Raw genomic sequence first — 22,043 nt, 5'->3', positions numbered from 1 at the left:
TTACTGGTAAGCTGCGCATATGAAGGATACATAGTTAATATTTTGTTTCAGCGATTGACCTGTCGGCCGTTTTCCATTATTTTTGCGCGGCAAAGGGGAGTAACTTCATTGCCGGTTTGCCGTCATTACGGTGCGAAAGCACCCGGTTACCGGGCAACCTCATTAATGTTTTGGCATCTGTTTAGATGCTTCCATACCCAAAATAATTCGAGTTGAAGAATGATGGGTATGCATTAATAGAGTTGTAAGTGAGACCTTGCCGGAAGGCGAGGTTTGCTTGCAGCTCAGACATAGCGGCTGGCGTCTTCCGACGTTGGCCGTTTTTGTTTTTATGAGGTTCCTTAATGATGAATACCGTGGGTACTCCCTTATTGTGGGGTTGTTTTGCCGTTGTTGTGACAATTATGCTCGCCATCGACTTATTGTTGCAGGGGCGTCGTGGCTCACAAACCATGACTCTACGCCAGGCTGCCTGTTGGTCGCTGGTGTGGGTGAGTTTGTCTTTGCTGTTTAACGCTGGTTTCTGGTGGTATCTGACCGAAACTATGGGCCGGGAAATCGCCGACAAGCAAGCACTGGCCTTCCTGACCGGCTATCTGATTGAAAAAGCACTTGCTGTCGATAACGTCTTCGTCTGGCTGATGCTATTTAGCTATTTTGCTGTTCCTGCCAATTTGCAGCGCCGAGTACTGATTTACGGTGTATTAGGCGCGATCGTGCTGCGTACTATCATGATCTTCGCCGGAAGCTGGTTGGTATCGCAATTCAGTTGGATTTTGTACCTGTTTGGTGCCTTCCTCCTGTTTACCGGTATCAAAATGGCATTGGCGAAAGAAGACAGTACACCGATCGGCGAAAAGCCACTGGTACGCTGGATTCGCAATCACCTGCGCATGACTGACGAGTTACATGGTGACCGCTTTACTGTGCGCAAAAATGGCCTGCTCTATGCCACGCCATTAGTATTGGTATTAATTCTGGTTGAACTGAGCGATGTGATTTTTGCCGTCGACAGTATCCCGGCTATCTTCGCTGTTACCACCGATCCCTTTATTGTTTTGACCTCTAACCTGTTTGCGATTTTAGGCCTGCGCGCTATGTATTTCTTGTTAGCAAACGTGGCTGAGCGTTTCTCCATGTTGAAATACGGTTTATCCGTAATATTGGTCTTTATCGGTGCCAAAATGATGCTTATCGATCTGTTCCATATCCCTATTGGCATTTCATTAGGCGTGGTGGCAGGTATTCTTGCTCTAACATTGTTAATTAATGCGTGGGCAAATCATCGTGCAGACAAGCGTTTAGCAGCAGATAATACTACCGATAAATAGTTAGCATAACGATACAATATATTATGCGGGGCGATTACTGCCCCGCATTTATCTCGCTTATTTCGCCAGCAACCAAATGTTATTGCCATCACACAAATGTAAACAAAATGTTATGCAAATTTGATCTGCATTGGATTTTGCTGATTGTTTCTTTCCTGCTCAATAGATTCCCTTATACTGTCAAAGCAAACACACCCAGTTACAAATAATACAAAGTTACAGGTGTGGAAACTTAGCATTGGGCCCCGTTCCGGCTCATGCGCTAATTAACTAAAGATTGGGAAGAGGTATCACTGGAAACTATGGAAAAGACACAGTCTGGCTTTATCGGATTTATTATCCGCGGCAGTTTGGTTAAGCAAATTCTGGTCGGTTTGATTGCCGGGATTATTTTAGCGCTGGTATCAACTCAGGCCGCACTGGCCGTGGGTTTGCTGGGTACATTATTCGTCGGCGCGTTGAAAGCAGTCGCCCCTGTTTTGGTTTTGATGCTGGTCATGGCCTCTATTGCCAACCATAAGCAAGGTCAAAAAACCAGTATCCGCCCTATTTTGTTTTTATATCTGTTGGGCACATTCTCTGCCGCACTGATTGCCGTGGTAGTGAGCTTTATTTTCCCATCAACCCTGATCCTGGCCACTCATACTGCGGATATCACCCCGCCGAGTGGGATTACTGAAGTATTGAAAGGCTTGTTGAACAGTATCATTGCTAACCCAATCCATGCACTACTGAATGCGAACTATATCGGCATTCTGGCCTGGGCTGTCGGCTTGGGCATTGCTCTGCGCCATGCAGCTGATACCACCAAGGCATTGATTAATGATATGTCTGACGCGGTAACCAAAGTGGTACGGGTGGTTATTCGTTTTGCACCGCTGGGTATTTTTGGTCTGGTGGCATCCACTATGGCCGAAACCGGCTTTGGCGTGTTGCTGGGCTATGCACACCTACTGGTGGTATTGATTGGTTGTATGTTAGTCGTGGCGTTAATAGTTAACCCACTGATTGTTTACTGGAAAATCCGCAGTAACCCCTATCCACTGGTGTTTGCCTGCTTGCGCGAAAGTGGCGTTACCGCTTTCTTTACCCGTAGCTCAGCCGCAAACATTCCCGTGAATATGGAAATGTGTAAGAAGATGAACTTACACGAAGATACATACTCCGTTTCTATTCCATTGGGTGCCACCATCAACATGGCGGGTGCCGCTATCACCATTACCGTGTTAACACTGGCGGCGGTTCATACCTTAGGTATCCCGGTAGATTTGCCAACAGCGCTGTTATTAAGTGTGGTGGCAGCTATCTGTGCTTGTGGGGCATCCGGTGTTGCCGGTGGCTCATTGCTGTTGATCCCGCTGGCTTGCGGTATGTTTGGGATTCCCAATGAAATCGCTATGCAAGTGGTGGCGGTTGGTTTCATTATCGGCGTATTGCAGGATTCAGCTGAAACTGCGCTGAACTCGTCAACTGACGTCATTTTTACCGCTGCCGCCTGTCAGGCAGATGATGCCAGATTAGCAAATCCAGATCCGCTGGCGAGCCGTAAATCAGTCTGAAGCACATTATCGAGATGGCTATTGGGGGCAATTTGGCCCCCGTTTGAGATTAATGACAAAGTGCCCGTATCGGTGAAAACAGGCAGATCGTAAAGACGCCGTAAATACATCCTTGTAGGCTCGAGCCGCGCCCTCCCTGGCGCGGACGCTTTACTCTTCTGCCAGTCCTCACCTTGCAAGATTGGGTTGTCGAGGTTTGTCAGCAGTCTGCGGGGGCAACCTGGCCCCCGTTTCTTATTATTTTGCGACGTTCTTTTCGACCAGAAAAGGGTCTATCCCTTGCCGTTGCAGACGGTAAAAACGAATAATATTAAAACCATTAAGCAACAAGAAACTGCCCTCAATCAATGATCCCCCGATCGACCCCAACCAGACGTTATGAATAACCCAACAAACGGTGGATACCCACATTACACAGCGGGTTGTCAGGCCAGTGGTACGAAATATCGCCCAGGTGCTGATAACGGTGCCGAAAATTGGCAATATCTCGACTGCATGCTGCATACGCCAGAGACCAAAAGCCAATGTCAGAATAATAAACACCAGCATGGCAATACTGCTGCGGGTTTTAGCCGCGACCAAATTTCGTAGCGCATTAAGCATGGCACTGCTGCCGGCAGCACTGGCCCCCATCAGAAAGAAATGGCAGCCAATAATGGCGCTGTAAGCAGAAAGTTGCAGCCTGAAACGCTGCTCATCGCGGTTGAAGAACATGGTTATACCGACAAAAAATGCCAGTACACCAACGGCTTGAGCAAACCAATAGAAAGTCATGAGGGGATAATCCTGGTGTACGGTGACCGTACAAATTAATAAGCAAACGGCACTCCCCTTCGAGCTTGAAGCCGCAGGAACTCGCGGCCTGCGACTTCAATACCTTGGGCAGAGTGTCTTATCCATAAAAAATAAAACACCGTTTCATATTAATCAAAAGGCACAATATTTACAAGGTGACACCGCTTTTAAAGATTGCCAGTTCACGGAAGTCATTCACTTCATTGCGCGCGGGTTTGCCGTTGGCAATGTCGACAATCAAATCAACAAACTCTGTCAGCAAATCATCCATTGACGTGCCGTGAATCAGTTTACCGGCATCGAAATCAATCCAGTGGGGTTTTTTAGCGGCCAATTCGCTATTAGTTGCCAGCTTAACTGTCGGTACAAAGCCGCCATAAGGTGTACCACGTCCGGTACTGAACAACACCATATGACAACCTGCGCCCGCTAATGCACTGGTCGCTACTGCATCATTACCCGGCGCACTGAGTAAATTCAGCCCTGGGCGCTGTAAACGCTCACCATACTTCAACACATCAACCACTTTGCTCTGGCCCGCTTTTTGGGTGCACCCCAGTGATTTCTCTTCCAGCGTCGTGATACCGCCTGCTTTATTGCCCGGTGAGGGGTTTTCATAAATCGGCTGGTTGTGCGCAATAAAGTACTGTTTGAAGTCATTGACCATACTGACAGTCTTTTCAAACGTCGCTTCATCACGGCAGCGGCTCATCAGAATCCGCTCAGCGCCGAACATTTCCGGCACTTCGGTCAGAACAGAGGTTCCGCCATTGGCAATCACATAGTCAGAGAAGCGGCCCAGCAATGGGTTCGCGGTGATACCAGATAACCCATCAGACCCCCCGCATTCGAGACCAAACTTGAGTTCACTCAACTTACCCGCTACCCGTTGGTCATTGCGCATGGCCTGATACAAAGCATGCAGATGCTCAAGACCGGCTTCAACTTCATCATCCTGCTGCTGACAGATCATAAAGTGCACGCGATGTTCATCAACCGGCCCCAAAGTGGTTTGGAAAACGTCTACCTGATTGTTTTCACAGCCTAAACCAATGACCAGCACTGCGCCTGCATTGGGATGACGCACCATGTTTTGCAGCATGGTACGGGTATTTTCATGATCTTGACCCAGCTGTGAACAACCAAATGGGTGGCTGAACAGATAGACCCCATCAATACCTTCAGCGTCTTGTGTCTCTTTCAGAAAACGTTGTTGGATCTGACGGGCGATCCCATTCACGCAGCCTACCGTTGGAATGATCCACAGTTCGTTGCGCACCGCCACATCACCGTTGGCCCGGCGATAGATCTGCACTTCGCGATCTGCCATTTGTGGCGGTAACTCACTGAATTCTGGCTGATACTGATACTCATCCAGATCGCTGAGGTTAGTTTTAGCATTTTGCGAATGAATATGTTCGCCGGGCTGGATCAGGGTTAATGCATGGCCGATCGGCAAACCATACTTGACGATCATTTGCCCCGGAGCGATGGCCGTTAAAGCAAATTTATGACCACGCGCTACTGGTTGAGCCAATTTAACACTGAATTCTCCCATTTCGAGAACATCATCAGCGGCTAAATCTTGCAGTGCGACAGCCACATTATCCAACGGGTGAATTTTTATAATACTTTGCATAGTTAAACCTTTAGCTGTATGCCGCGACCGCAGCTCTCATTCCGCTGTCAATGATGGTTTGTAGTTGTTCTGTCACTTGATTTGCCAGTTGTGGTACCGCAGTCAGATCCTGTCCCCAATGGGCGGTATCAGACAGTACCGTGTTAACCAATTCAGCCAGCTTAATATCGCCGTGCTTTACACCATTCCACAAGGTGGAATAGCGCTCCAGCCAGTGAGCATCATCCTGCAACGGGTAAGTTTGACCATCACGCTCGCCACGATAAAAGGCCATCAGAGCGGCCAGTGCAAAAGTCAGGCGTGGCGGCAACTTGCCTTGCTGCTGCTGATAAGTTAGCAATTGCGGCAAAATGCGTGTGCGGAATTTGGTCATGCCATTCAAGGCAATAGACAACAACTGATGCTGAATGAACGGGTTACGGAAACGGCTCAATACAGCCTGAGAGAATGACAACAGCTCGTCTTCCGGTAAATCCAATACCGGCACAATCTCTTCAGTAATAGTTTTTTCAACAAAGCTGCTGATTTGCGCGTCATCCATCGTCTGACCAACAGTGTCCAGCCCAGACAGGTAAGCCACTGGCACCAATGCCGTGTGCGCACCGTTCAGAATCGCAACTTTGCGTTCTTTATAAGGTTTGATGTCATCGACGATACGGACATTCAGGTCTAATTTATCGAGGCGAAGCTCTTGTGCTAATTCTTTTGGCCCTTGGATAACAAACAGATAGAAGTATTCGGCGGTATCCAGGAAGCTATCTTGATAACCTAGTTCAGCTTGCAGTGCTGCCACTTCATCACGTGGGTAACCAGTCACAATGCGGTCAACCAATGTGGAGCAGAACGTGTTGTTCTCAGTCAACCACTGGGTAAATGCCTCAGGCAATTGCCAATGGCTGGCATAGCGCAGAACTAACTCACGCAACGCTTCACCATTATAATCAATCAGTTCGCAAGGCAGCAGCACCCAACCTTTATCCGCCGCACCGGAAAAATGCTCAAAACGTTCGAACAGTAAACGGGTCAATTTAGCAGGGAAAGAACTGGGTGGTGCATCGCTGAATTGATCCGCTTCGTTCCAGGCAATACCGGCTTCGGTGGTGTTTGAAAACATAAAACGAATATTAGGATCACGAGCCAGCGCCAGATATTCATCAAACTGGCGGTAAATATTAATTTCACGGTTAACCGAGCGGATCAGGCGGGATTCACGCACCGCTTCGCCTTGTTCGTTCAGACCGCGGATCACCGCAGTATACAGGCCATCCTGAGTGCTGAGTGACGGTGGAAAATCGGTGTCGATCGGACGGATCACCACAATCCCGGCATTGAGATCGGTGTGCTCATTCAGTAAATCGATCTGCCAGTCAACAAAGGCTCGCAGGAAGTTACCTTCACCGAATTGAATGATTTTGTCAGGGTGGCTACGGCCAGGAAAGTCACGACGGTTCAAAGTTTGCATCAGGATTCACCTCATAACGCATACAGCCGGGCGTTAAATATTCAATATGTTAATGTTATAAGGGGCTGATATTCAGCCCCGAGATTGTTATTAGCTATTCATCACAGAAGCAGTTCGACGATTACAATTCGATGGCAAAATATTGCTTAGCATTATCAAAGCAAATGTTTTTCACCATAGAACCCAGCAGTTCAATATCTGCCGGAGCCTCGCCATCCTCGACCCAACGGCCAATCATTTGGCACAGGATGCGACGGAAGTATTCATGGCGGGTATAAGACAAGAAGCTTCGGCTATCAGTCAGCATGCCGACAAAGCGGCTCAGTAAACCAAGCTGTGCCAGTTGGGTCATTTGACGTTGCATGCCATCTTTTTGATCATTGAACCACCAGCCAGAACCAAACTGCATTTTCCCGGCAGCGCCTTCGCCCTGGAAGTTGCCTACCATGGTGCCAATCACTTCGTTATCACGAGGATTCAGGCAGTAAAGGATGGTTTTTGGCAGTGCATTACGCAGGCCTTGCGCATCCAATAAGCGAGATAAAGGTTGAGCCAGTGGCTGGTCATTGATGGAGTCAAAGCCGATATCCGGCCCGACCAGATTGAACATGCGGCTGTTATTGTTGCGCAGTGCGCCGATGTGATATTGCTGCACCCATTCGCGACGGTGATATTCGCCAGACAGGAAGACCAACACGGCGGTTTTGAACTGTGCGATTTCTTCAGTACCTGGCTGATTACCCGCCAGACGGCGAGCAAGGATGCCGTCCAGAGTCGCTTCATCTGCTTCACCGTAAACCACCACATCCAACGCATGATCAGACACTTTGCAACCGTGAGCGGCAAAGTGATCCATACGTTTATTCAGCGCGGTACACAAATCGGCGAAGCGACTAATTGACGTGTCAGCGGCAGCTTCCAGGCGCTGCATATAGTCATTGAAACCTGCGGCTTCAATATTGAAAGCTTTATCTGGACGCCAGCTTGGCAAGACTTTGATATCGAAACTGCCGTCGGCAGCAATCGCTTTATGGTGGCGCAGGTCATCAATCGGGTCATCAGTAGTACCAACCATTTTGACATTCATCTGCTGCATGATACCGCGGGCAGAGAAGCTATCCTGAGCCAGTAGTTCGTTTCCGCGCTGCCAGATTTCGTCAGCGGTGGTTGGGGACAATAACTTACCTGTAATACCAAACGGACGGCGTAATTCAAGATGCGTCCAATGGTAGAGCGGGTTACCAATAGTATGAGGAACCGTTGCAGCCCAAGCATCAAACTTCTCGCGGTCACTGGCATCACCGGTACAGAAACGCTCAGCCACACCATTAGTGCGCATCGCACGCCATTTATAGTGGTCACCTTTCAACCAGATGTCATACAGATTCTTAAAACGAGTGTTTTCTGCAATCTGTTCTGGGGGTAAATGGCAGTGATAATCATAGATCGGCTGATCTTTTGCATAGTCATGATAGAGACGACGGGCAAATTCGGTGTCGAGCAAAAAGTCTTCGGTCAAAAACTGCGCCATATTAGGTTCCTCACTTGAGTACATCTAGAGTACTGCTTTCTGTTATCGCGAAGTTATCACACCAATTTCATCTATCGTCCAGTATTTTTTGTAGATAGAGATCGCAAAAATCTAACAAAAAGAACAAATACCCAACATTTATAGTCCATTTAGTCCCTTGCGGCACTAAGTCTGCTGGGTTCTATTATTCCCTAATTGAAAAGTGGTTTTTGTGATATCACTCAACTTTTAAATCTGTATGACAAGTTATTGTTGCGTCGCCATCAGTCATCTCATTCGTCATGTTCATCAAACGCACTGATTTGACCTCAATGGAAATACCGAAGAGTGAAGCCGTACCAGCACTACGGCTTCAAACAAGAGAAGGGATAGCCAAAGAGTTGAAGCTGGCACAGCACGGCCAGCCTCAATTTAATAAGAAGAGCCAGGTACCACCGCGATGTCGGATTGGACCAAATTGCGCCATGAAACGTCACGACAGGCGGCGTTTCATGGCAGTAATCTAAGACTGGGAGAAGTTATAAATGATGCGTAAAATTAAAGGCTTACGCTGGTACATGATCGCTTTGGTCACCGTTGGCACCATATTAGGTTACCTAACACGTAACGCTATTGCCGTTGCCGCACCAACGTTGCAAGAGCAGTTACATATCACCACTCAGCAATATTCTTATATTATCGCCGCTTATTCAGCCGCTTACACCCTGATGCAACCGGTAGCCGGTTATATTCTGGATGTGATGGGGACGAAAGTCGGTTATGCCATGTTTGCCGTTATGTGGGCCATATTCTGTATGAGTACCGCATTAGCCAGCAGTTGGGGTGGTTTAGCGATCGCTCGTGGTGCTGTGGGTGCAGCAGAGGCAGCGATGATCCCTGCGGGTCTGAAAGCAACCAGTGAATGGTTCCCGGCAAAAGAACGTTCTATTGCTGTAGGCTATTTCAACGTAGGTTCTTCTATTGGCGGCATGATTGCACCACCATTAGTGGTGTGGGCTATCGTGATGCACAGCTGGCAGATGGCATTTATCATCACCGGTGTGCTCAGCCTGATTTGGGCCATTGCCTGGTTAATCCTGTACAAACACCCGAAAGATCAGAAAAAACTGTCTGATGAAGAACGTGAGTACATCCTGAGTGGTCAGGAAGCGCAGCACTCTACTGCAAACTCCAAAAAGATGTCTGCAATGCAGATTATCCGTAACCGCCAGTTCTGGGGTATTGCGATCCCACGTTTCCTGGCAGAACCTGCCTGGGGGACATTCAACGCGTGGATCCCACTGTTCATGTTTAAAGCTTATGGCTTTAACCTGAAAGAAATCGCCATGTTTGCCTGGATGCCAATGCTGTTTGCCGACCTCGGCTGCATTCTCGGTGGTTACCTGCCACCGTTGTTCCAGAAATACCTGAAAGTTAACCTGATTGTGTCACGTAAGTTAGTGGTAACAATGGGCGGCTTGTTGATGATTGGGCCGGGGACCATTGGCCTGTTTACCAGCCCTTATGCTGCTATCGCCTTATTGTGTGTTGGGGGTTTTGCTCACCAATCACTGTCTGGCGCACTAATCACACTGTCTTCTGATGTCTTTGGTCGCAACGAAGTGGCCACCGCCAACGGCTTGACGGGAATGGCGGCCTGGACTGCCAGTACCATGTTCGCTCTGGTAGTAGGTGCTTTGGCAGATACTATGGGCTTCAGCCCACTGTTTGCCGCACTGGCGGTGTTTGACGTGTTGGCAGTAGTGGTTATCTGGACGGTGCTGCAAAACCGCCCGGCAGCCGAACCGGCTATCGATCCGGTGCAACAAACACCAGCCGGACAGAATTAATCCACACCATGATTTGAAGTTATAGACATCACCAGCCCGGTAAAATCTGCCGGGCTTTTTTATACCCGCCCGCCCCCCTTTTACCGCACATTTTCCATCATAACTGTGATAGCAATAACTAGAACCCGATTGGGATAAGTGGTATAACAAGTCCCATTGTATCTCCTACGGGATATCATGCCTTCCAGACAAAATGAGCCGCAAAATTTGCTGCCTCAATTGATCCCAAGAGCCTTAATCATGGAATTCACAGAAACCAGACGGTTGTACCAACAGTTAGCCGCAGAGTTAAAGCAGCGCATCGAAGCCGGTGTTTATCCGGTGGGCGATAAATTGCCCGCAGAACGCTACATTTCCGAAGAAATGAATGTCAGCCGCACCGTGGTCCGTGAAGCGATTATCATGCTGGAAGTGGAAGGCTATGTAGAAGTGCGCAAAGGCTCCGGCATCCATGTGATGTCGAATAAACAAAAGCACTTGGTCATGCCTAACCACGGCATTGAATTCGCCACGGCGGGTCCTTTTGAGCTGTTACAAGCGCGCCAATTGATCGAAAGTAACATTGCCGAATTTGCGGCCACGCAAGTGACGCGACAAGATATCGTGCAATTAATCGAGATCCAAAAACATGCGCGGCAAGAGGATCGTTTTCGCGACTCGCAGTGGGATTTGAAATTCCATGTACAGGTAGCGCTGGCGACACAAAACACCGCCATGGCAACGATTGTCGAAAAAATGTGGAGCCAGCGGGTACATAACCCTTACTGGATCAAGCTGCATGAGCATATCGATGATAAGTCGATCGAGAGTTGGTGCGAAGATCACGACAGGATCCTCGAAGCCTTGATGCGTAAAGACCCTTACGCCAGCAAATTAGCCATGTGGCAACATCTGGAAAATACCAAACAGATGCTGTTCCGCGCAACCACCGATGATTTCGAGTTTAATGTGGACCGCTATTTATTCACTGAGAACCCGGTTGTTCACCTCGATATACCCAGTGTTGCCAATAGCGTTGCTACTAGCAAAAACTGACTTCTATCCTATAAAGAGATAATCCGCCGGGAGAGAAACTGACGCTATTCTTTCTCTTCCCGGCAAGATTATGCCGCTTTGAGGTCAGTAAATGTCGAGTTCTGTCAGCAAACGTCAGTGTTATGCCTGTTTTTCAACTATTGCTTAAAAAACACTCAATTAGCCTCTATATTTCCCTGTTTCATATCCCGCTATTTTGCTAAAGTGGCAGCACTTTTTTATTCGGATGTTTTGGGAGCGAAACGCAAATATATGCGCTGGTTGTTTGCTCTGTTTATTGCAGTGTCTGGCTGGGCCGGTTCGGCTTCCGGCAACCTGCTATCGCCCACGCATCCCACATCAGGTATCGCCTTACCTGCGCTTGACTGTCACTATGTCAGCAGTACTTCATCGTCGATAAATATATCTTCGTCAGATCTGCGTCTGCAAAAGAAAGCCTTTTATTCTCAATTACGCCTAATGGGCATGCCCGCCAAAAAAACCGCCATAAAAAACCGGTTGGGTACGCTTAAATTTGCCGGTCCAGTTAATCCTTCGCTCGCCAACAACATCTGGCATGGCACATATCTGGCGATGTCCCGCAGTCATCGTGCGGATGAAATCTACAAACAGCCACGGCAATCACAGCCACTGCTGAACTATTCCAATTGGATATTCCATGCATCGACACAGCAAAATCGTGTGGGTGGTTGGAAAGAGAGTAATACTCAATATAGCGGGATGCTTACCTATCACATTATGGCGTGATGCTTTTTCTATTGTCGTAATACGTGGGCATCGCAACAAGAAGTAAATTTACCTCAAGATATCAGCGAATTGGTTTGCTCTGGTTCATTTATCATAACCATCGCTAAAACACGAAAAATCATCAGATATTTTTGTGATCGTGTTTATATCCATAACGATCCATACAACAAACAATGACGTTTTAGGAATACCAGATGGATATCATTAAAGAACTCTTACATGCTTTATGGGCACAAGACTACGAGACGCTCGCGAACCCGTCGCTAGTATGGGCCATCTACATCCTGCTATTTGTGATACTTTTTCTGGAAAATGGCTTGCTCCCGGCAGCCTTTTTACCTGGCGATAGCCTGTTAATTCTGGTGGGTGTACTGATTGCAAAAGGTGCCATGAGTTTCCCGGTAACTCTGGTGGTATTAACCACCGCAGCCAGTCTGGGTTGCTGGGTCAGTTATATTCAGGGGCGATGGCTGGGGAATACGAAAGTGGTGCAAGGGTGGCTATCCCACCTACCAGCCCACTACCACCAACGCGCACATAACTTGTTCCACCGTCATGGGCTATCCGCACTGTTAGTCGGGCGTTTCCTGGCATTTGTGCGCACCTTGTTGCCAACAATTGCCGGCCTTTCCGGCTTGAACAATGCGCGTTTTCAATTCTTTAACTGGATGAGTGGCTTCCTGTGGGTGTTGATCTTAACCACCATGGGCTTCGCCTTTGGTAAAACGCCGGTTTTCCTGAAATACGAAGATGAAGTGATGTTTTTCTTGATGTTACTGCCTCTGGCGCTACTAGTGATCGGCTTGTTTGGTTCTTTATATGTGCTTTGGCGCAAGAAAAATCCCACGCCCGTGAATGATAGCAATGACAAAGGTAAGCCAGAGTGATTAACTTCCGTGGCCCTTTTGGCCGCCCAGTTTGGCACTATCTTATCCTGCCGGTGACAGTTCTATTGCTGGCAGCACTGCTGTTTACGCCCATTATTATGCGCACGGAAAGTGCGCTAAAAATTCGGCCTAATCAGCAGGGGCTGTCATTACCTGATGGGTTTTCTCTGTACCAGCATCTTGATCAGCGGGGGATTCGCATCAAAAGCATCACTCCAGAGAATGACAGTTTGGTAGTGAGTCTTGAGTCTCCAGAGCAGCAACAAGAAGCCATTACAGCTTTACAAGATATCCTGCCAAGCGGTTATGTCATTGTCTCCAGTGAGTCGAAGAAACGTCAGCGTTTATTGCCCGCATTCAGAAATAACCTACAAAATGTAGGGTAATCTGCATCATGGGGAGTTATCTCCCCGTCATTTGATCTTCGTTATTACCAATTTATCCCCGTCATACTTCAAACTGCATGTGCGTTGGCTACGCTCCGTCACCCGAATCACTTACTCATGTAAGCTCATCGAGATTAATGAGCCTCAAAGAGGCTCACCCTGCGGGCAGGCATAAATGCTGTTCAAATCGGTTTTCAACCGATTAGTCACTCGCTTGCCGCCTTCCTGCAATTCGAATTATTTAGGAGATATCCTGCTGATATATGATTAATCTATAAAAAATCCTGTAGTAAACTTGGGTATCATATAATTCAGCGCTATGCTTAGTCATTCACAGTAGCCTATTTCGCCCCGATTCTTGTTGTAAAAGGAAGCAATACCATGTTGTTACGTACCGTTTTTTCCCTACGGGCCTTTCTCCTGCTGGTATTACCGATGATTGCGTTTTGCAGTGTCGCCCAGGCAAATGAATGCGATACCAAAGCCAAAGAGATCCAACAGCAGATTGATTATGCCAAACAACATGGCAATACCCGTCGCGCCGCTGGTCTGGAAACAGCTTTGAAACAAGTTAAGAATAATTGTACGGTTGAAAGTCTGGAAGCCGACCGCCAGAGCAAAATTAAAGAAAAGCAGCACAAAGTCACTGAGCGTAAGGAAGAACTAAAAGAGGCTCAACAAAAAGGTGATGCTGATAAAATTACCAAACAACAGAAGAAGTTAACGGAGGCGCAAGCTGAGTTAAAGCAAGCTCAGGCACAGAAGTAGCGACTCCGGGTTTTAATACAGACACAGTGAATCATTCGGGAATTATTAGGATAATTAACCTATCAACTTCCAAAGAAATTCACTAGATTAGGTATTCACCTCAGTTATGTTAAGGAGCTATTACATGCCACAAGATAAAACCTCTGAACATTTGCGCGCTGAACTTAAGTCACTTGCGGATACTTTGGAAGAAGTGCTGCAATCTTCGACCGATAAGCCGAAAGCTGAGTTAGATAAGCTGCGGGCCAAAGCGGAAAGCGCGTTGAAAGATACTCGTGAACGTCTGAGCGAAACAGGCGATAGAATCGCCGCCCAAACCAAAGAAATTGCTGATAAAGCTGACAACTATGTCCATGACAACCCTTGGGCTGGCGTAGGCATCGGTGCTGCTGTTGGTGTGGTGTTAGGCGTTCTGTTGTCTCGCCGCTGATTATGGCTGAACTTCCTCAAACTCAGGGCCCCGGTAAAGGGGTCCTCGATACTGTCCACCGCATCGCTACCATCGTGGTTGGCATGGTCGAAACCCGTGTTCGGCTAGCAGCTATTGAACTGGAAGAAGAAAAAGCAACACTGATTCAGTTGCTGATGATGGCGGGGATCACTCTGCTGTTTACCGCTTTCGGTTTGATGAGCCTGCTGGTGCTGGTGATATGGGCGATTGATCCTGCTTATCGTTTAGTTGCATTGGGGTCGACAACGGCAGTGCTGTTAGCACTGGCGATAATAGGTGTTATCTGGACACTCACCAAAGCGCGCCGTTCCACCCTGCTGGGGTCAACCCGCAAGCAACTGGAAACGGATCGCGAATTATTGGAGAAAGAGCGTTGAGTCGCCGTCAATTAGCACAGGAAAAGGCCGCATTGTTACGGGAGATCCAGCAACAACGTCTGGATCTCGCTAACAGCACCGCACATTGGATTGAAGTCACCGCACCTTATGATCGTGGCTGGGCGAAAATCGTCAGTATGCGAAAATATCTGATGGTAGGTTCAAGCCTGGTGGCGTTATATGGCATTCGCCATCCCAGTAAGTTAATCCGCTGGTCGCGTAGAGCGGTCAGTGCATGGGGTGCTATCCGATTGTTTCGCAGTACTTTTTTATTACGTTGATCTCCCATTCCACTGCACTGTACTGATCCGCAGCTATAATTTATGTTTGATAAAACCAGCATATAATTCAGCCTGCTAGCAGCATCTTTCCCCATAAGCAGGCTTTTATATTCTGTCACTTCAATTTTTTTGATAAAAAACGACAGTTTTACTTGCTAACAACTTATCAACTTCTCGACTAACATTCTCTCATCAAGTCAGGACGTTTGCAGAAATACACCAGCAAACAATCATATATAAGCTTTTTAATTAAAAATTAACGCCAGCAGATGCCAGGCATTAATACAAAACACTTTTTGGAGAAGTCGTCGATGAACAAATTACAAGATACTGGCCTGTTGGTAGCACGCATTCTGATGCCAATTCTGTTTATTGTTGCCGGTTACGGCAAAATGGGTGATGCCTATGCCGGGACCCAACAATATATGCAAGCAATGGGCGTCCCTGGTTTCTTCCTGCCACTGACTATCCTGTTGGAATTTGGCGGCGGTTTGGCCATTCTGTTTGGTTTCCTGACTCGCACCACCGCACTATTCACTGCCGGTTTCACCATTCTGACCGCACTGATTTTCCACACTAACTTTGCGGAAGGTGTTAACCAACTGATGTTCATGAAAAACCTGACCATCGCTGGCGGTTATATTGTCTTAGCAGTTGCTGGCCCTGGTGGTTTCAGTATCGACCGCCTACTGGGTAAGAAGTGGTAACACTGCTTTTACCCAAAGCATACTTAAGCAATTACGCCCTATCATTAGATAGGGCGCATTTTTTAGAGAGGAACATGAGATGGGACAACTTGTAGACGGTATCTGGAAAGACATCTGGTATGACACCAAATCTACCGGCGGTCACTTCAAGCGCAGTACCTCTCAGTTCCGTAATTGGGTCACGGCTGATGGCCAGGCTGGGCCGCAAGGCAAGGCCGGTTTTAAAGCCGAAGCAGACCGCTACCATTTGTATGTTTCTCTCGCCTGCCCGTGGGCGCATCGCACTTTGCTGTTACGTACTCTGAAAGGCCTGGAGCCACTGATTTCGGTTTCCGTCGTACATCCGCTAATGAAAGAACATGGCTGGACATTCGGTGATGATTTCCCCGCTGCCACCGGCGACTCGCTGTATCACCTCGATTATCTTTATCAACTCTATTTGCGGGCTGACCCCCACTATAGCGGGCGCGTCACCGTCCCGGTGTTATGGGACAAACAGCAGCAAACTGTTGTTAGCAATGAGTCAGCCGATATTATTCGTATGTTCAATAGTGCTTTTGATGGCGTAGGTGCCAGAGCCGGGGATTATTATCCACCCGCATTACGCCGCGATATTGATGACATCAATGGGTGGGTCTACGATCAGGTCAACAATGGCGTGTATAAAGCGGGCTTTGCTACCACGCAAGAAGCCTATGACGAAGCTGTCAATACCCTGTTTGATGCCCTGGCGAAGTTGGAACATATTCTGGGGAAACAGCGTTATCTGACCGGTGATCAACTTACCGAAGCAGATTTGCGTTTATGGACCACATTGGTACGTTTTGATCCCGTGTATGTCACGCATTTTAAATGTGATAAGCACCGGATCAGCGATTATCTAAATTTGTATGGTTTCCTGCGTGATATTTATCAAATGCCAGGCATTGCCGAGACGGTAGATTTTGCTCATATCCGCAATCACTATTACCGCAGCCACGGCACTATTAATCCTTATGGCATTATCTCCATCGGCCCACAGCAAGATCTGCTGGAGCCACATGACCGAGATACCCGTTTCGCTTAGTTAACCGGTTAGCCGTTCACCTCCCAATCGAGGCGCAGTAGCCGTTTATTTATTAGAAAAGAGTTTAGGGATCTCGCGCAGACACCACGACTTAGCCTCACCCATACTGTCGCGCCGCCAGGCCATAATGATATCGGCCTCGCGGCTGTATTCTGGCCCGACAACCCGTAAGCGCCCCGCTTCAATATCTTTCTCAACCATTTCATACGGCATGGTCGCTACCCCCAAACCGGCCAATAATGCCCGCCGCTTATCTTCGATGGTACTCACCGTTAACCGCTGCTGTTTATCCAGCAATTGCACGGTCAAAACCGGCCGTTCACGAGCGGTATCGGCTACAGCAACACCACGATATTTCACCCGCGTTAGCTCTGACAGCGGCTCTGGCTCCAGATGGATTGGATGGTCAGGGCTGGCCACATAGACACTGGTGACTTTGTACAGTTTGCGGCTGTTAATCTCTGAAGATGCGCGAAAATGCATGTCTGGCGCAATCACAATATCCGCCCGCCCCTGCTCCAACCGCTCCCAGGCACCCGCCAATACTTCAGTAAAAATAGAGACTTGTGTATTCGCTTTTAGCGCCAATCGGTCAACCAACGGGAACAGTTTCCATGCCGGAGACAAGGCTTCACTGACGATAGTGATATGGGTTTCCCAACCACGCGCCAATGCCTCAGCATCCGTGGTCAGCTTATCGGCAGCTTCCAGCAGCACCCGCCCACGATCCAACAGCATACGACCCACATTAGTAAACTTGGTGCGATGCCCGGAACGGTCAAACAGCACCACATCCAGCTCTTCTTCGAGTTTTTGCATGGTGTAACTCAATGCCGAAGGTACACGCCCCAATTCATCGGCAGCCGCAGCAAAACTGCCACGGCGGTCAATGGCGTCCATCACTCTCAACGCTTCTAACGTTAGCGCCCGATCTTTGCCCATCGTTTTCTCAATCAGGAAATTTGAATATAGTGACCAGATTAACTGGCTAACAATCTGGCGTCCAGACGCTTACCATTTGTTTATCGATTAATATCAGGAAAGAGCGATCATTGTCATGATTACATGCAGAACAGCAAAACAGTGCGGGCAAGCTGACTTTGGTTGGCTCCAGGCGCGCTATACCTTTTCATTCGGACACTATTTTGATCCAAAATTATTAGGCTATGCTTCACTGCGCGTGCTGAATCAGGAAGTTCTCGCGCCGGGCGCGTCATTCCAACCACGAACTTACCCACGGGTTGATATTCTGAATATCATCCTACAAGGTGAGGCAGAATATCGGGATAGCTTAGGTAACCATGTACGCGGTAAAACTGGCGATGTCCTGTTATTTTCTACCCAGCCGGGTGTGAGCTATAGCGAGCATAACCTTAGTTCGGACAAACCATTAACGCGAATTCAGTTATGGCTCAATGCTTGTCCCGAGCAAGAAAGTCAATCGGCTCAGCAGCTATCACTGTGTACCCAGCCATTAAGACTTTTGGCTTCCCCTGACGGTGAAAAAGGCAGCCTGAAGCTGCGCCAGCAAGTATGGATTCATCATTTGGATTTGGCTGCAGGTGAGCAATATACGATTGATTTGCACGGCCCGAGGGCTTATCTGCAATCTATTCACGGAACCGTGGAAGTGACCGGCCCACAAGTGAGCGACGCTCAGCGTTTGACCTGTGGTGATGGCGCTTTTGTGCAAGAGGAACAGCATTTAGTGATTAAAGCGCAAACCCCCCTGCGAGCATTGCTGATTGATTTACCAGAATGACCGGGTATTCGCCCGGTCAGTTTTAAATGCCGCAGTAGTATTTATATCTATCAGTGATGAGCGGCTTACGCTTTCAATGACGCCATATCAATCACAAAACGGTATTTCACATCACTTTTCAGCATACGTTCGTAGGCATGATTAATGTCCTGAATATTAATCATTTCTATATCTGAAGCAATACCGTGCTGCGCGCAGAAATCCAACATTTCCTGAGTCTCCGCAATACCGCCGATGCATGAACCCGCCACCGAGCGTCGTCCCAAAATCATCGGTAAAGTGCTCACCATTGGGCTGATATCCCCCAGGAAACCGACAAATACCAGTGTGCCATTAATATTCAGCGTCGGCATATAAGGGTTGATATCATGCACATAAGGCACAGTATCAATAATCAAATCAAACTGCCCTTTGGCCGCAGCCATTTGTGCATCATCGGTAGATAAAACAATATGATGAGCGCCCAAACGACGAGCATCCGCCTCTTTGTTAGGTGAGCGGGTAAAGAGAGTCACTTCAGCACCGAGCGCATTAGCCAGTTTCAAAGCCATATGACCCAACCCACCCAGCCCCACCACGGCCACTTTACTGCCTTTACCCACCTTCCAGTGACGCAATGGTGACCAGGTGGTGATGCCAGCACACAGCAGTGGTGCGGCCGCTTTTAGATCCAGGCCAGCAGGCATCTTCAACACGAAATCTTGTGATGCCACAATAGCTTGTGAATAGCCACCATAGGTTGGGGTATGGTCATGACGGTCAATACCATTGTAGGTCTGCACATTCCCTTCTTCGCAATACTGCTCTAATCCCTGTTGACAGGGTTGGCAATGTCGACAGGAATCCACCATACAGCCAATACCAGCAAGGTCGCCGACCTTAAACTTCGTGACTTCCTTACCCACTGCCGTGATGCGCCCGACTACTTCATGACCGGGAACAATAGGATAGGTACTAAATCCCCAGTCATTACGTGCCTGATGTAGGTCAGAATGGCAAACGCCGCAGTAGAGCACCTCCATCACCACATCATCTGGTCGAGGAGCACGACGAGTAAACTCAAAGGGTGCCAGAGGAACTTTTGCTGACGTGGCAGCATAACCGAGTACTTTCATTGTCATGGTGTATCTCCGGTATCATAAACACTGTGATTTGCAGCTCGATAAACCTTAAAAAAGGTCAAGGTAAACTGTATAACTGTAGACGCTACGAGCCATTTCACCGTGATTCCTGAGGATGTTCAGGTGACAGATCAAAGTCCGGTCAGTTTTTCCAGTGCTTCAGGGTAGCGCTCCCCGATTAATGTCACTTTTGCAGCCGCACTGTCGATTTGCTGAAGGTCTACGGCAGTCAACTCAAGGTTGGCGGCAGCGATATTTTCTTCCAGCCGATCGAGCTTGCGTGTCCCTGGGATCGGCACGATCCACGGTTTTTTCGCCAGCAACCAAGCCAAAGCGATTTGCGCCGGTGTGGCACCTTTTTGCTGTGCCACATCCTGAATCAAGGCTATCAGCCCCTGATTTGCTTTTAATGCCTCCGGTGTGAAACGCGGCAGTGTGCGACGGAAATCATCACTGGCAAACTCGGTGGTTTCCGTCATCTTGCCGGTCAAATAACCTTTACCCAGCGGGCTGTAAGGCACCAGACCAATACCTAATTCTTCCAGCGTGGGAATAATTTCCAGCTCCGGTTTTCGCCACCACAAAGAATATTCACTCTGTAGTGCGGTAACCGGCTGAACCGCATGGGCTCGACGAATCGTTGCTGCCCCCGCCTCGGACAAACCGAAGTGTTTAACTTTGCCTTCTTTAATGAGATCTTGTACTGCTCCAGCCACATCTTCGATAGGCACATTCGGATCCACACGATGTTGATAAAACAGATCAATAACATCGGTTTTCAGGCGTTTAAGAGAGGCTTCCGCGACTTTCTTGATATGTTCAGGTCGGCTATTTAAACCCACCCATCTTGGCCCACCATTCGGATCGGCCTGAAAACCAAATTTGGTCGCAATGACCACCTTATCGCGCAAAGGAGCCAACGCCTCACCCAATAATTCTTCATTGGTATAAGGCCCGTAGACCTCGGCGGTATCAAAGAATGTCACCCCAAGATCTACCGCTTTGCGTAGCAATGAAATCATTTCCTGTTTATCTGTTGCCGGGCCATAACCAAAGCTCATTCCCATGCAACCTAAACCCATTGCTGACACTTCAAGATTACTACGACCCAATCTGCGCTTTTGCATTGTCTTTACCCCTGTCTGTTGTTATTACCATCACAAGGCATTCGCCAAATGAATATCGGTTGCGAAAAAGGTAGCAAATGCCTGGGCGGAGTATTAGAGGGGGAAATACGCATGAGTATATGAATTTAATTCATAAATTGAGCTACACTCGAAAGTCTCAGGGCTAACAGGCAGGAACCATGATGTTAAAAGAGAATTTTAACGATTTAATTTCATTTCTTATGGTCGCCAGAGAGCGTAGCTTTACCAAGGCTGCGGCAAAACTGGGGGTTTCCCAATCTGCCTTGAGTCACTCAATTCGTGGGCTGGAGGAGCGCCTTGAGCTGCGCCTGCTGACCCGCACCACCCGCAGTGTTGCCCCAACAGAAGCCGGCGAAAAACTGGCAAATAGCCTCGAACCCCGTTTTGCAGAAATTGAGAGCGAGCTGAATGCGCTGAGTGAGATGCGGGCGCGCCCTGCGGGAAATATTCGTATCACTGCCGGTGAACATGCTGTCGATTCAGTGCTCTGGCCGGTGCTGAAATCCTTTCTCGCCGAATACCCTGATATTAATGTAGAAATCACGGTCGACAATACCTTAACCGACATTGTAACAGGTCGTTTTGACGCGGGTATTCGCTTGGGAGAACAGGTCGCAAAGGATATGGTCGCCGTGCGGATTGGGCCAGATATGAGTATGGCCGTGGTCGGCTCCCCTTCTTATTTGGCTAAATATGGCATCCCCACCACGCCAGCAGATTTACAACATCATCGTTGTATCAATATGCGCCTACCAACTATGGGTGGCTTGTATGCTTGGGAGTTTGAAAAAGAAGGGCGTGAGTTAAAAGTACGTGTTGATGGTCAGCTAACTTTCAATAGTATACGACAACGCATTGATGCCGCCGTCATCGGCTTTGGTCTGACAATGGCACCAGAAGATGCAGTGAAAGCGGAGATTGCCAGTGGCAACTTAATTCGCGTGCTGGAAGATTGGTGTGAGCCTTTTCCCGGTTACTATCTTTATTACCCCAGTCGCAGGCAACATACCACTGCGTTTTCGTTGCTCGTCGACGCCTTGCGTTATCAGCGCTAAATCCAAACAAAAAAACGGTCGAAGCGGGGTCAGACTGCTGACAAACTTCGACAACTCGATCTTGCAAGGTGAAGGCAGGTAGAAGAGTAAAGCGTCCGCGCCAGGG

22 protein-coding genes and 1 pseudogene are annotated in these 22,043 nt (G+C 48.3%); 15 read left to right on the top strand and 8 right to left on the bottom strand.

Annotated elements, in window-relative coordinates:
* Positions 1–344 precede the first annotated feature (344 nt).
* Together QSV56_RS14190 and sstT are read left to right on the top strand one after the other, a co-directional pair.
* Positions 345–1,331: a TerC family protein gene (locus QSV56_RS14190; protein WP_019080013.1), complete on the top strand. Its 987-nt coding sequence runs from the start codon at positions 345–347 to the stop codon at positions 1,329–1,331.
* Positions 1,332–1,633: 302 nt separating this feature from the next.
* Positions 1,634–2,890 carry a serine/threonine transporter SstT gene (gene sstT / locus QSV56_RS14185; protein ID WP_046694496.1) on the top strand — a complete coding sequence of 419 codons (1,257 nt, stop codon included), beginning with the start codon at positions 1,634–1,636 and terminating at the stop codon, positions 2,888–2,890.
* 45 nt (positions 2,891–2,935) lie between these two features.
* Here sstT and QSV56_RS21980 read toward each other — a convergent pair.
* The 5 genes and pseudogenes from QSV56_RS21980 to uxaC all read right to left on the bottom strand — a co-directional run.
* Positions 2,936–3,001: pseudogene (locus tag QSV56_RS21980) on the bottom strand (gluconate 5-dehydrogenase); the annotation flags it as partial.
* Between the two features lie 126 nt (positions 3,002–3,127).
* Complete coding sequence (locus QSV56_RS14180; protein WP_019080015.1) at positions 3,128–3,664, bottom strand: YgjV family protein; 537 nt, start codon at positions 3,662–3,664, stop codon at positions 3,128–3,130.
* Between the two features lie 169 nt (positions 3,665–3,833).
* Positions 3,834–5,324 carry a UxaA family hydrolase gene (locus QSV56_RS14175; protein WP_050157880.1) on the bottom strand — a complete coding sequence of 497 codons (1,491 nt, stop codon included), beginning with the start codon at positions 5,322–5,324 and terminating at the stop codon, positions 3,834–3,836.
* Between the two features lie 10 nt (positions 5,325–5,334).
* Positions 5,335–6,786 (bottom strand): tagaturonate reductase, encoded by a 1,452-nt coding sequence (locus QSV56_RS14170; RefSeq protein ID WP_046694494.1) that lies wholly within the window; start codon positions 6,784–6,786, stop codon positions 5,335–5,337.
* A 121-nt stretch (positions 6,787–6,907) separates the two neighbouring features.
* Entirely contained in the window at positions 6,908–8,317 is a 1,410-nt protein-coding gene (gene uxaC, locus QSV56_RS14165; RefSeq protein ID WP_046050190.1) for a glucuronate isomerase, read from the bottom strand.
* A gap of 524 nt (positions 8,318–8,841) precedes the next feature.
* Between uxaC and QSV56_RS14160 the strand changes: the two genes are divergently transcribed.
* From QSV56_RS14160 to QSV56_RS14110, 11 genes are all read left to right on the top strand, one after another.
* A complete protein-coding gene (locus QSV56_RS14160) occupies positions 8,842–10,146 on the top strand; it encodes an MFS transporter (protein ID WP_019080019.1) in 1,305 nt (434 codons plus the stop codon).
* A 240-nt stretch (positions 10,147–10,386) separates the two neighbouring features.
* Entirely contained in the window at positions 10,387–11,181 is a 795-nt protein-coding gene (exuR, locus tag QSV56_RS14155) for a transcriptional regulator ExuR (RefSeq protein ID WP_005174195.1), read from the top strand.
* A gap of 252 nt (positions 11,182–11,433) precedes the next feature.
* Positions 11,434–11,928 (top strand): hypothetical protein, encoded by a 495-nt coding sequence (locus QSV56_RS14150; protein ID WP_046050189.1) that lies wholly within the window; start codon positions 11,434–11,436, stop codon positions 11,926–11,928.
* A 194-nt stretch (positions 11,929–12,122) separates the two neighbouring features.
* The gene (locus QSV56_RS14145) at positions 12,123–12,815 is read left to right on the top strand and encodes a DedA family protein (protein ID WP_019080022.1); all 693 of its coding nucleotides are present in this window, start codon (positions 12,123–12,125) and stop codon (positions 12,813–12,815) included.
* Positions 12,812–13,201 carry an EnvZ/OmpR regulon moderator MzrA gene (gene mzrA, locus QSV56_RS14140; RefSeq protein ID WP_019080023.1) on the top strand — a complete coding sequence of 130 codons (390 nt, stop codon included), beginning with the start codon at positions 12,812–12,814 and terminating at the stop codon, positions 13,199–13,201. Before QSV56_RS14145 ends, mzrA begins: the two co-directional genes overlap by 4 nt.
* Before the next feature lie 381 nt (positions 13,202–13,582).
* Entirely contained in the window at positions 13,583–13,969 is a 387-nt protein-coding gene (locus QSV56_RS14135) for a DUF1090 domain-containing protein (protein ID WP_019080024.1), read from the top strand.
* Positions 13,970–14,093: 124 nt separating this feature from the next.
* A complete protein-coding gene (locus tag QSV56_RS14130; RefSeq protein WP_005164648.1) occupies positions 14,094–14,399 on the top strand; it encodes a YqjD family protein in 306 nt (101 codons plus the stop codon).
* 2 nt (positions 14,400–14,401) lie between these two features.
* Complete coding sequence (locus tag QSV56_RS14125; RefSeq protein WP_005174200.1) at positions 14,402–14,797, top strand: phage holin family protein; 396 nt, start codon at positions 14,402–14,404, stop codon at positions 14,795–14,797.
* Positions 14,794–15,078, top strand: coding sequence for a YqjK-like family protein (locus QSV56_RS14120; RefSeq protein WP_005164651.1), 285 nt, complete (start codon positions 14,794–14,796; stop codon positions 15,076–15,078). The genes QSV56_RS14125 and QSV56_RS14120 overlap by 4 nt, the downstream gene beginning before the upstream one ends.
* 311 nt (positions 15,079–15,389) lie before the next feature.
* On the top strand, positions 15,390–15,785 hold the full coding sequence (locus tag QSV56_RS14115; protein WP_004391987.1) for a DoxX family protein: 396 nt from the start codon (positions 15,390–15,392) through the stop codon (positions 15,783–15,785).
* A 79-nt stretch (positions 15,786–15,864) separates the two neighbouring features.
* Positions 15,865–16,851, top strand: coding sequence for a glutathione S-transferase family protein (locus QSV56_RS14110; RefSeq protein WP_046694492.1), 987 nt, complete (start codon positions 15,865–15,867; stop codon positions 16,849–16,851).
* 45 nt (positions 16,852–16,896) lie between these two features.
* On the opposite strand, the gene QSV56_RS14105 is transcribed toward QSV56_RS14110, so the two are convergent.
* A complete protein-coding gene (locus QSV56_RS14105) occupies positions 16,897–17,793 on the bottom strand; it encodes a LysR family transcriptional regulator (protein ID WP_019080026.1) in 897 nt (298 codons plus the stop codon).
* Positions 17,794–17,908: 115 nt separating this feature from the next.
* Between QSV56_RS14105 and QSV56_RS14100 the strand changes: the two genes are divergently transcribed.
* Complete coding sequence (locus tag QSV56_RS14100) at positions 17,909–18,613, top strand: pirin family protein (RefSeq protein WP_019080027.1); 705 nt, start codon at positions 17,909–17,911, stop codon at positions 18,611–18,613.
* A 65-nt stretch (positions 18,614–18,678) separates the two neighbouring features.
* Here the strand turns inward: QSV56_RS14100 and QSV56_RS14095 are convergent, their stop codons facing one another.
* Positions 18,679–19,734, bottom strand: a complete 1,056-nt coding sequence (locus tag QSV56_RS14095) for an NAD(P)-dependent alcohol dehydrogenase (protein WP_019080028.1) — start codon at positions 19,732–19,734, stop codon at positions 18,679–18,681.
* A gap of 131 nt (positions 19,735–19,865) precedes the next feature.
* On the bottom strand, positions 19,866–20,861 hold the full coding sequence (locus QSV56_RS14090; protein WP_019082238.1) for an aldo/keto reductase: 996 nt from the start codon (positions 20,859–20,861) through the stop codon (positions 19,866–19,868).
* A gap of 182 nt (positions 20,862–21,043) precedes the next feature.
* Here QSV56_RS14090 and QSV56_RS14085 point away from each other — a divergent pair, with 182 nt between their 5' ends.
* Complete coding sequence (locus QSV56_RS14085; RefSeq protein ID WP_046051967.1) at positions 21,044–21,937, top strand: LysR family transcriptional regulator; 894 nt, start codon at positions 21,044–21,046, stop codon at positions 21,935–21,937.
* Positions 21,938–22,043: the final 106 nt, after the last annotated feature.

This window comes from Yersinia sp. 22-579, assembly GCF_030433455.1.
In the GTDB taxonomy this organism is placed as follows: Bacteria; Pseudomonadota; Gammaproteobacteria; order Enterobacterales; family Enterobacteriaceae; genus Yersinia; species Yersinia enterocolitica.
Note: the sequence above shows the minus strand (reverse complement) of the source record. Positions and strands in the feature narration are given on the sequence as shown.

Coding starts and splice junctions, on each gene's coding strand:
- exuR (WP_005174195.1), top strand. CDS start 10,387: ATGGAATTCACAGAAACCAGACGGTTGTACCAACAGTTAGCCGCAGAG.
- QSV56_RS14090 (WP_019082238.1), bottom strand. CDS start 20,861: ATGCAAAAGCGCAGATTGGGTCGTAGTAATCTTGAAGTGTCAGCAATG.
- QSV56_RS14145 (WP_019080022.1), top strand. CDS start 12,123: ATGGATATCATTAAAGAACTCTTACATGCTTTATGGGCACAAGACTAC.
- QSV56_RS14180 (WP_019080015.1), bottom strand. CDS start 3,664: ATGACTTTCTATTGGTTTGCTCAAGCCGTTGGTGTACTGGCATTTTTT.
- QSV56_RS14115 (WP_004391987.1), top strand. CDS start 15,390: ATGAACAAATTACAAGATACTGGCCTGTTGGTAGCACGCATTCTGATG.
- sstT (WP_046694496.1), top strand. CDS start 1,634: ATGGAAAAGACACAGTCTGGCTTTATCGGATTTATTATCCGCGGCAGT.
- QSV56_RS14190 (WP_019080013.1), top strand. CDS start 345: ATGATGAATACCGTGGGTACTCCCTTATTGTGGGGTTGTTTTGCCGTT.
- uxaC (WP_046050190.1), bottom strand. CDS start 8,317: ATGGCGCAGTTTTTGACCGAAGACTTTTTGCTCGACACCGAATTTGCC.
- QSV56_RS14135 (WP_019080024.1), top strand. CDS start 13,583: ATGTTGTTACGTACCGTTTTTTCCCTACGGGCCTTTCTCCTGCTGGTA.
- QSV56_RS14160 (WP_019080019.1), top strand. CDS start 8,842: ATGATGCGTAAAATTAAAGGCTTACGCTGGTACATGATCGCTTTGGTC.
- QSV56_RS14095 (WP_019080028.1), bottom strand. CDS start 19,734: ATGACAATGAAAGTACTCGGTTATGCTGCCACGTCAGCAAAAGTTCCT.
- QSV56_RS14150 (WP_046050189.1), top strand. CDS start 11,434: ATGCGCTGGTTGTTTGCTCTGTTTATTGCAGTGTCTGGCTGGGCCGGT.
- QSV56_RS14100 (WP_019080027.1), top strand. CDS start 17,909: ATGATTACATGCAGAACAGCAAAACAGTGCGGGCAAGCTGACTTTGGT.
- QSV56_RS14130 (WP_005164648.1), top strand. CDS start 14,094: ATGCCACAAGATAAAACCTCTGAACATTTGCGCGCTGAACTTAAGTCA.
- QSV56_RS14175 (WP_050157880.1), bottom strand. CDS start 5,324: ATGCAAAGTATTATAAAAATTCACCCGTTGGATAATGTGGCTGTCGCA.
- QSV56_RS14110 (WP_046694492.1), top strand. CDS start 15,865: ATGGGACAACTTGTAGACGGTATCTGGAAAGACATCTGGTATGACACC.
- QSV56_RS14170 (WP_046694494.1), bottom strand. CDS start 6,786: ATGCAAACTTTGAACCGTCGTGACTTTCCTGGCCGTAGCCACCCTGAC.
- QSV56_RS14085 (WP_046051967.1), top strand. CDS start 21,044: ATGTTAAAAGAGAATTTTAACGATTTAATTTCATTTCTTATGGTCGCC.
- QSV56_RS14125 (WP_005174200.1), top strand. CDS start 14,402: ATGGCTGAACTTCCTCAAACTCAGGGCCCCGGTAAAGGGGTCCTCGAT.
- QSV56_RS14105 (WP_019080026.1), bottom strand. CDS start 17,793: ATGGGCAAAGATCGGGCGCTAACGTTAGAAGCGTTGAGAGTGATGGAC.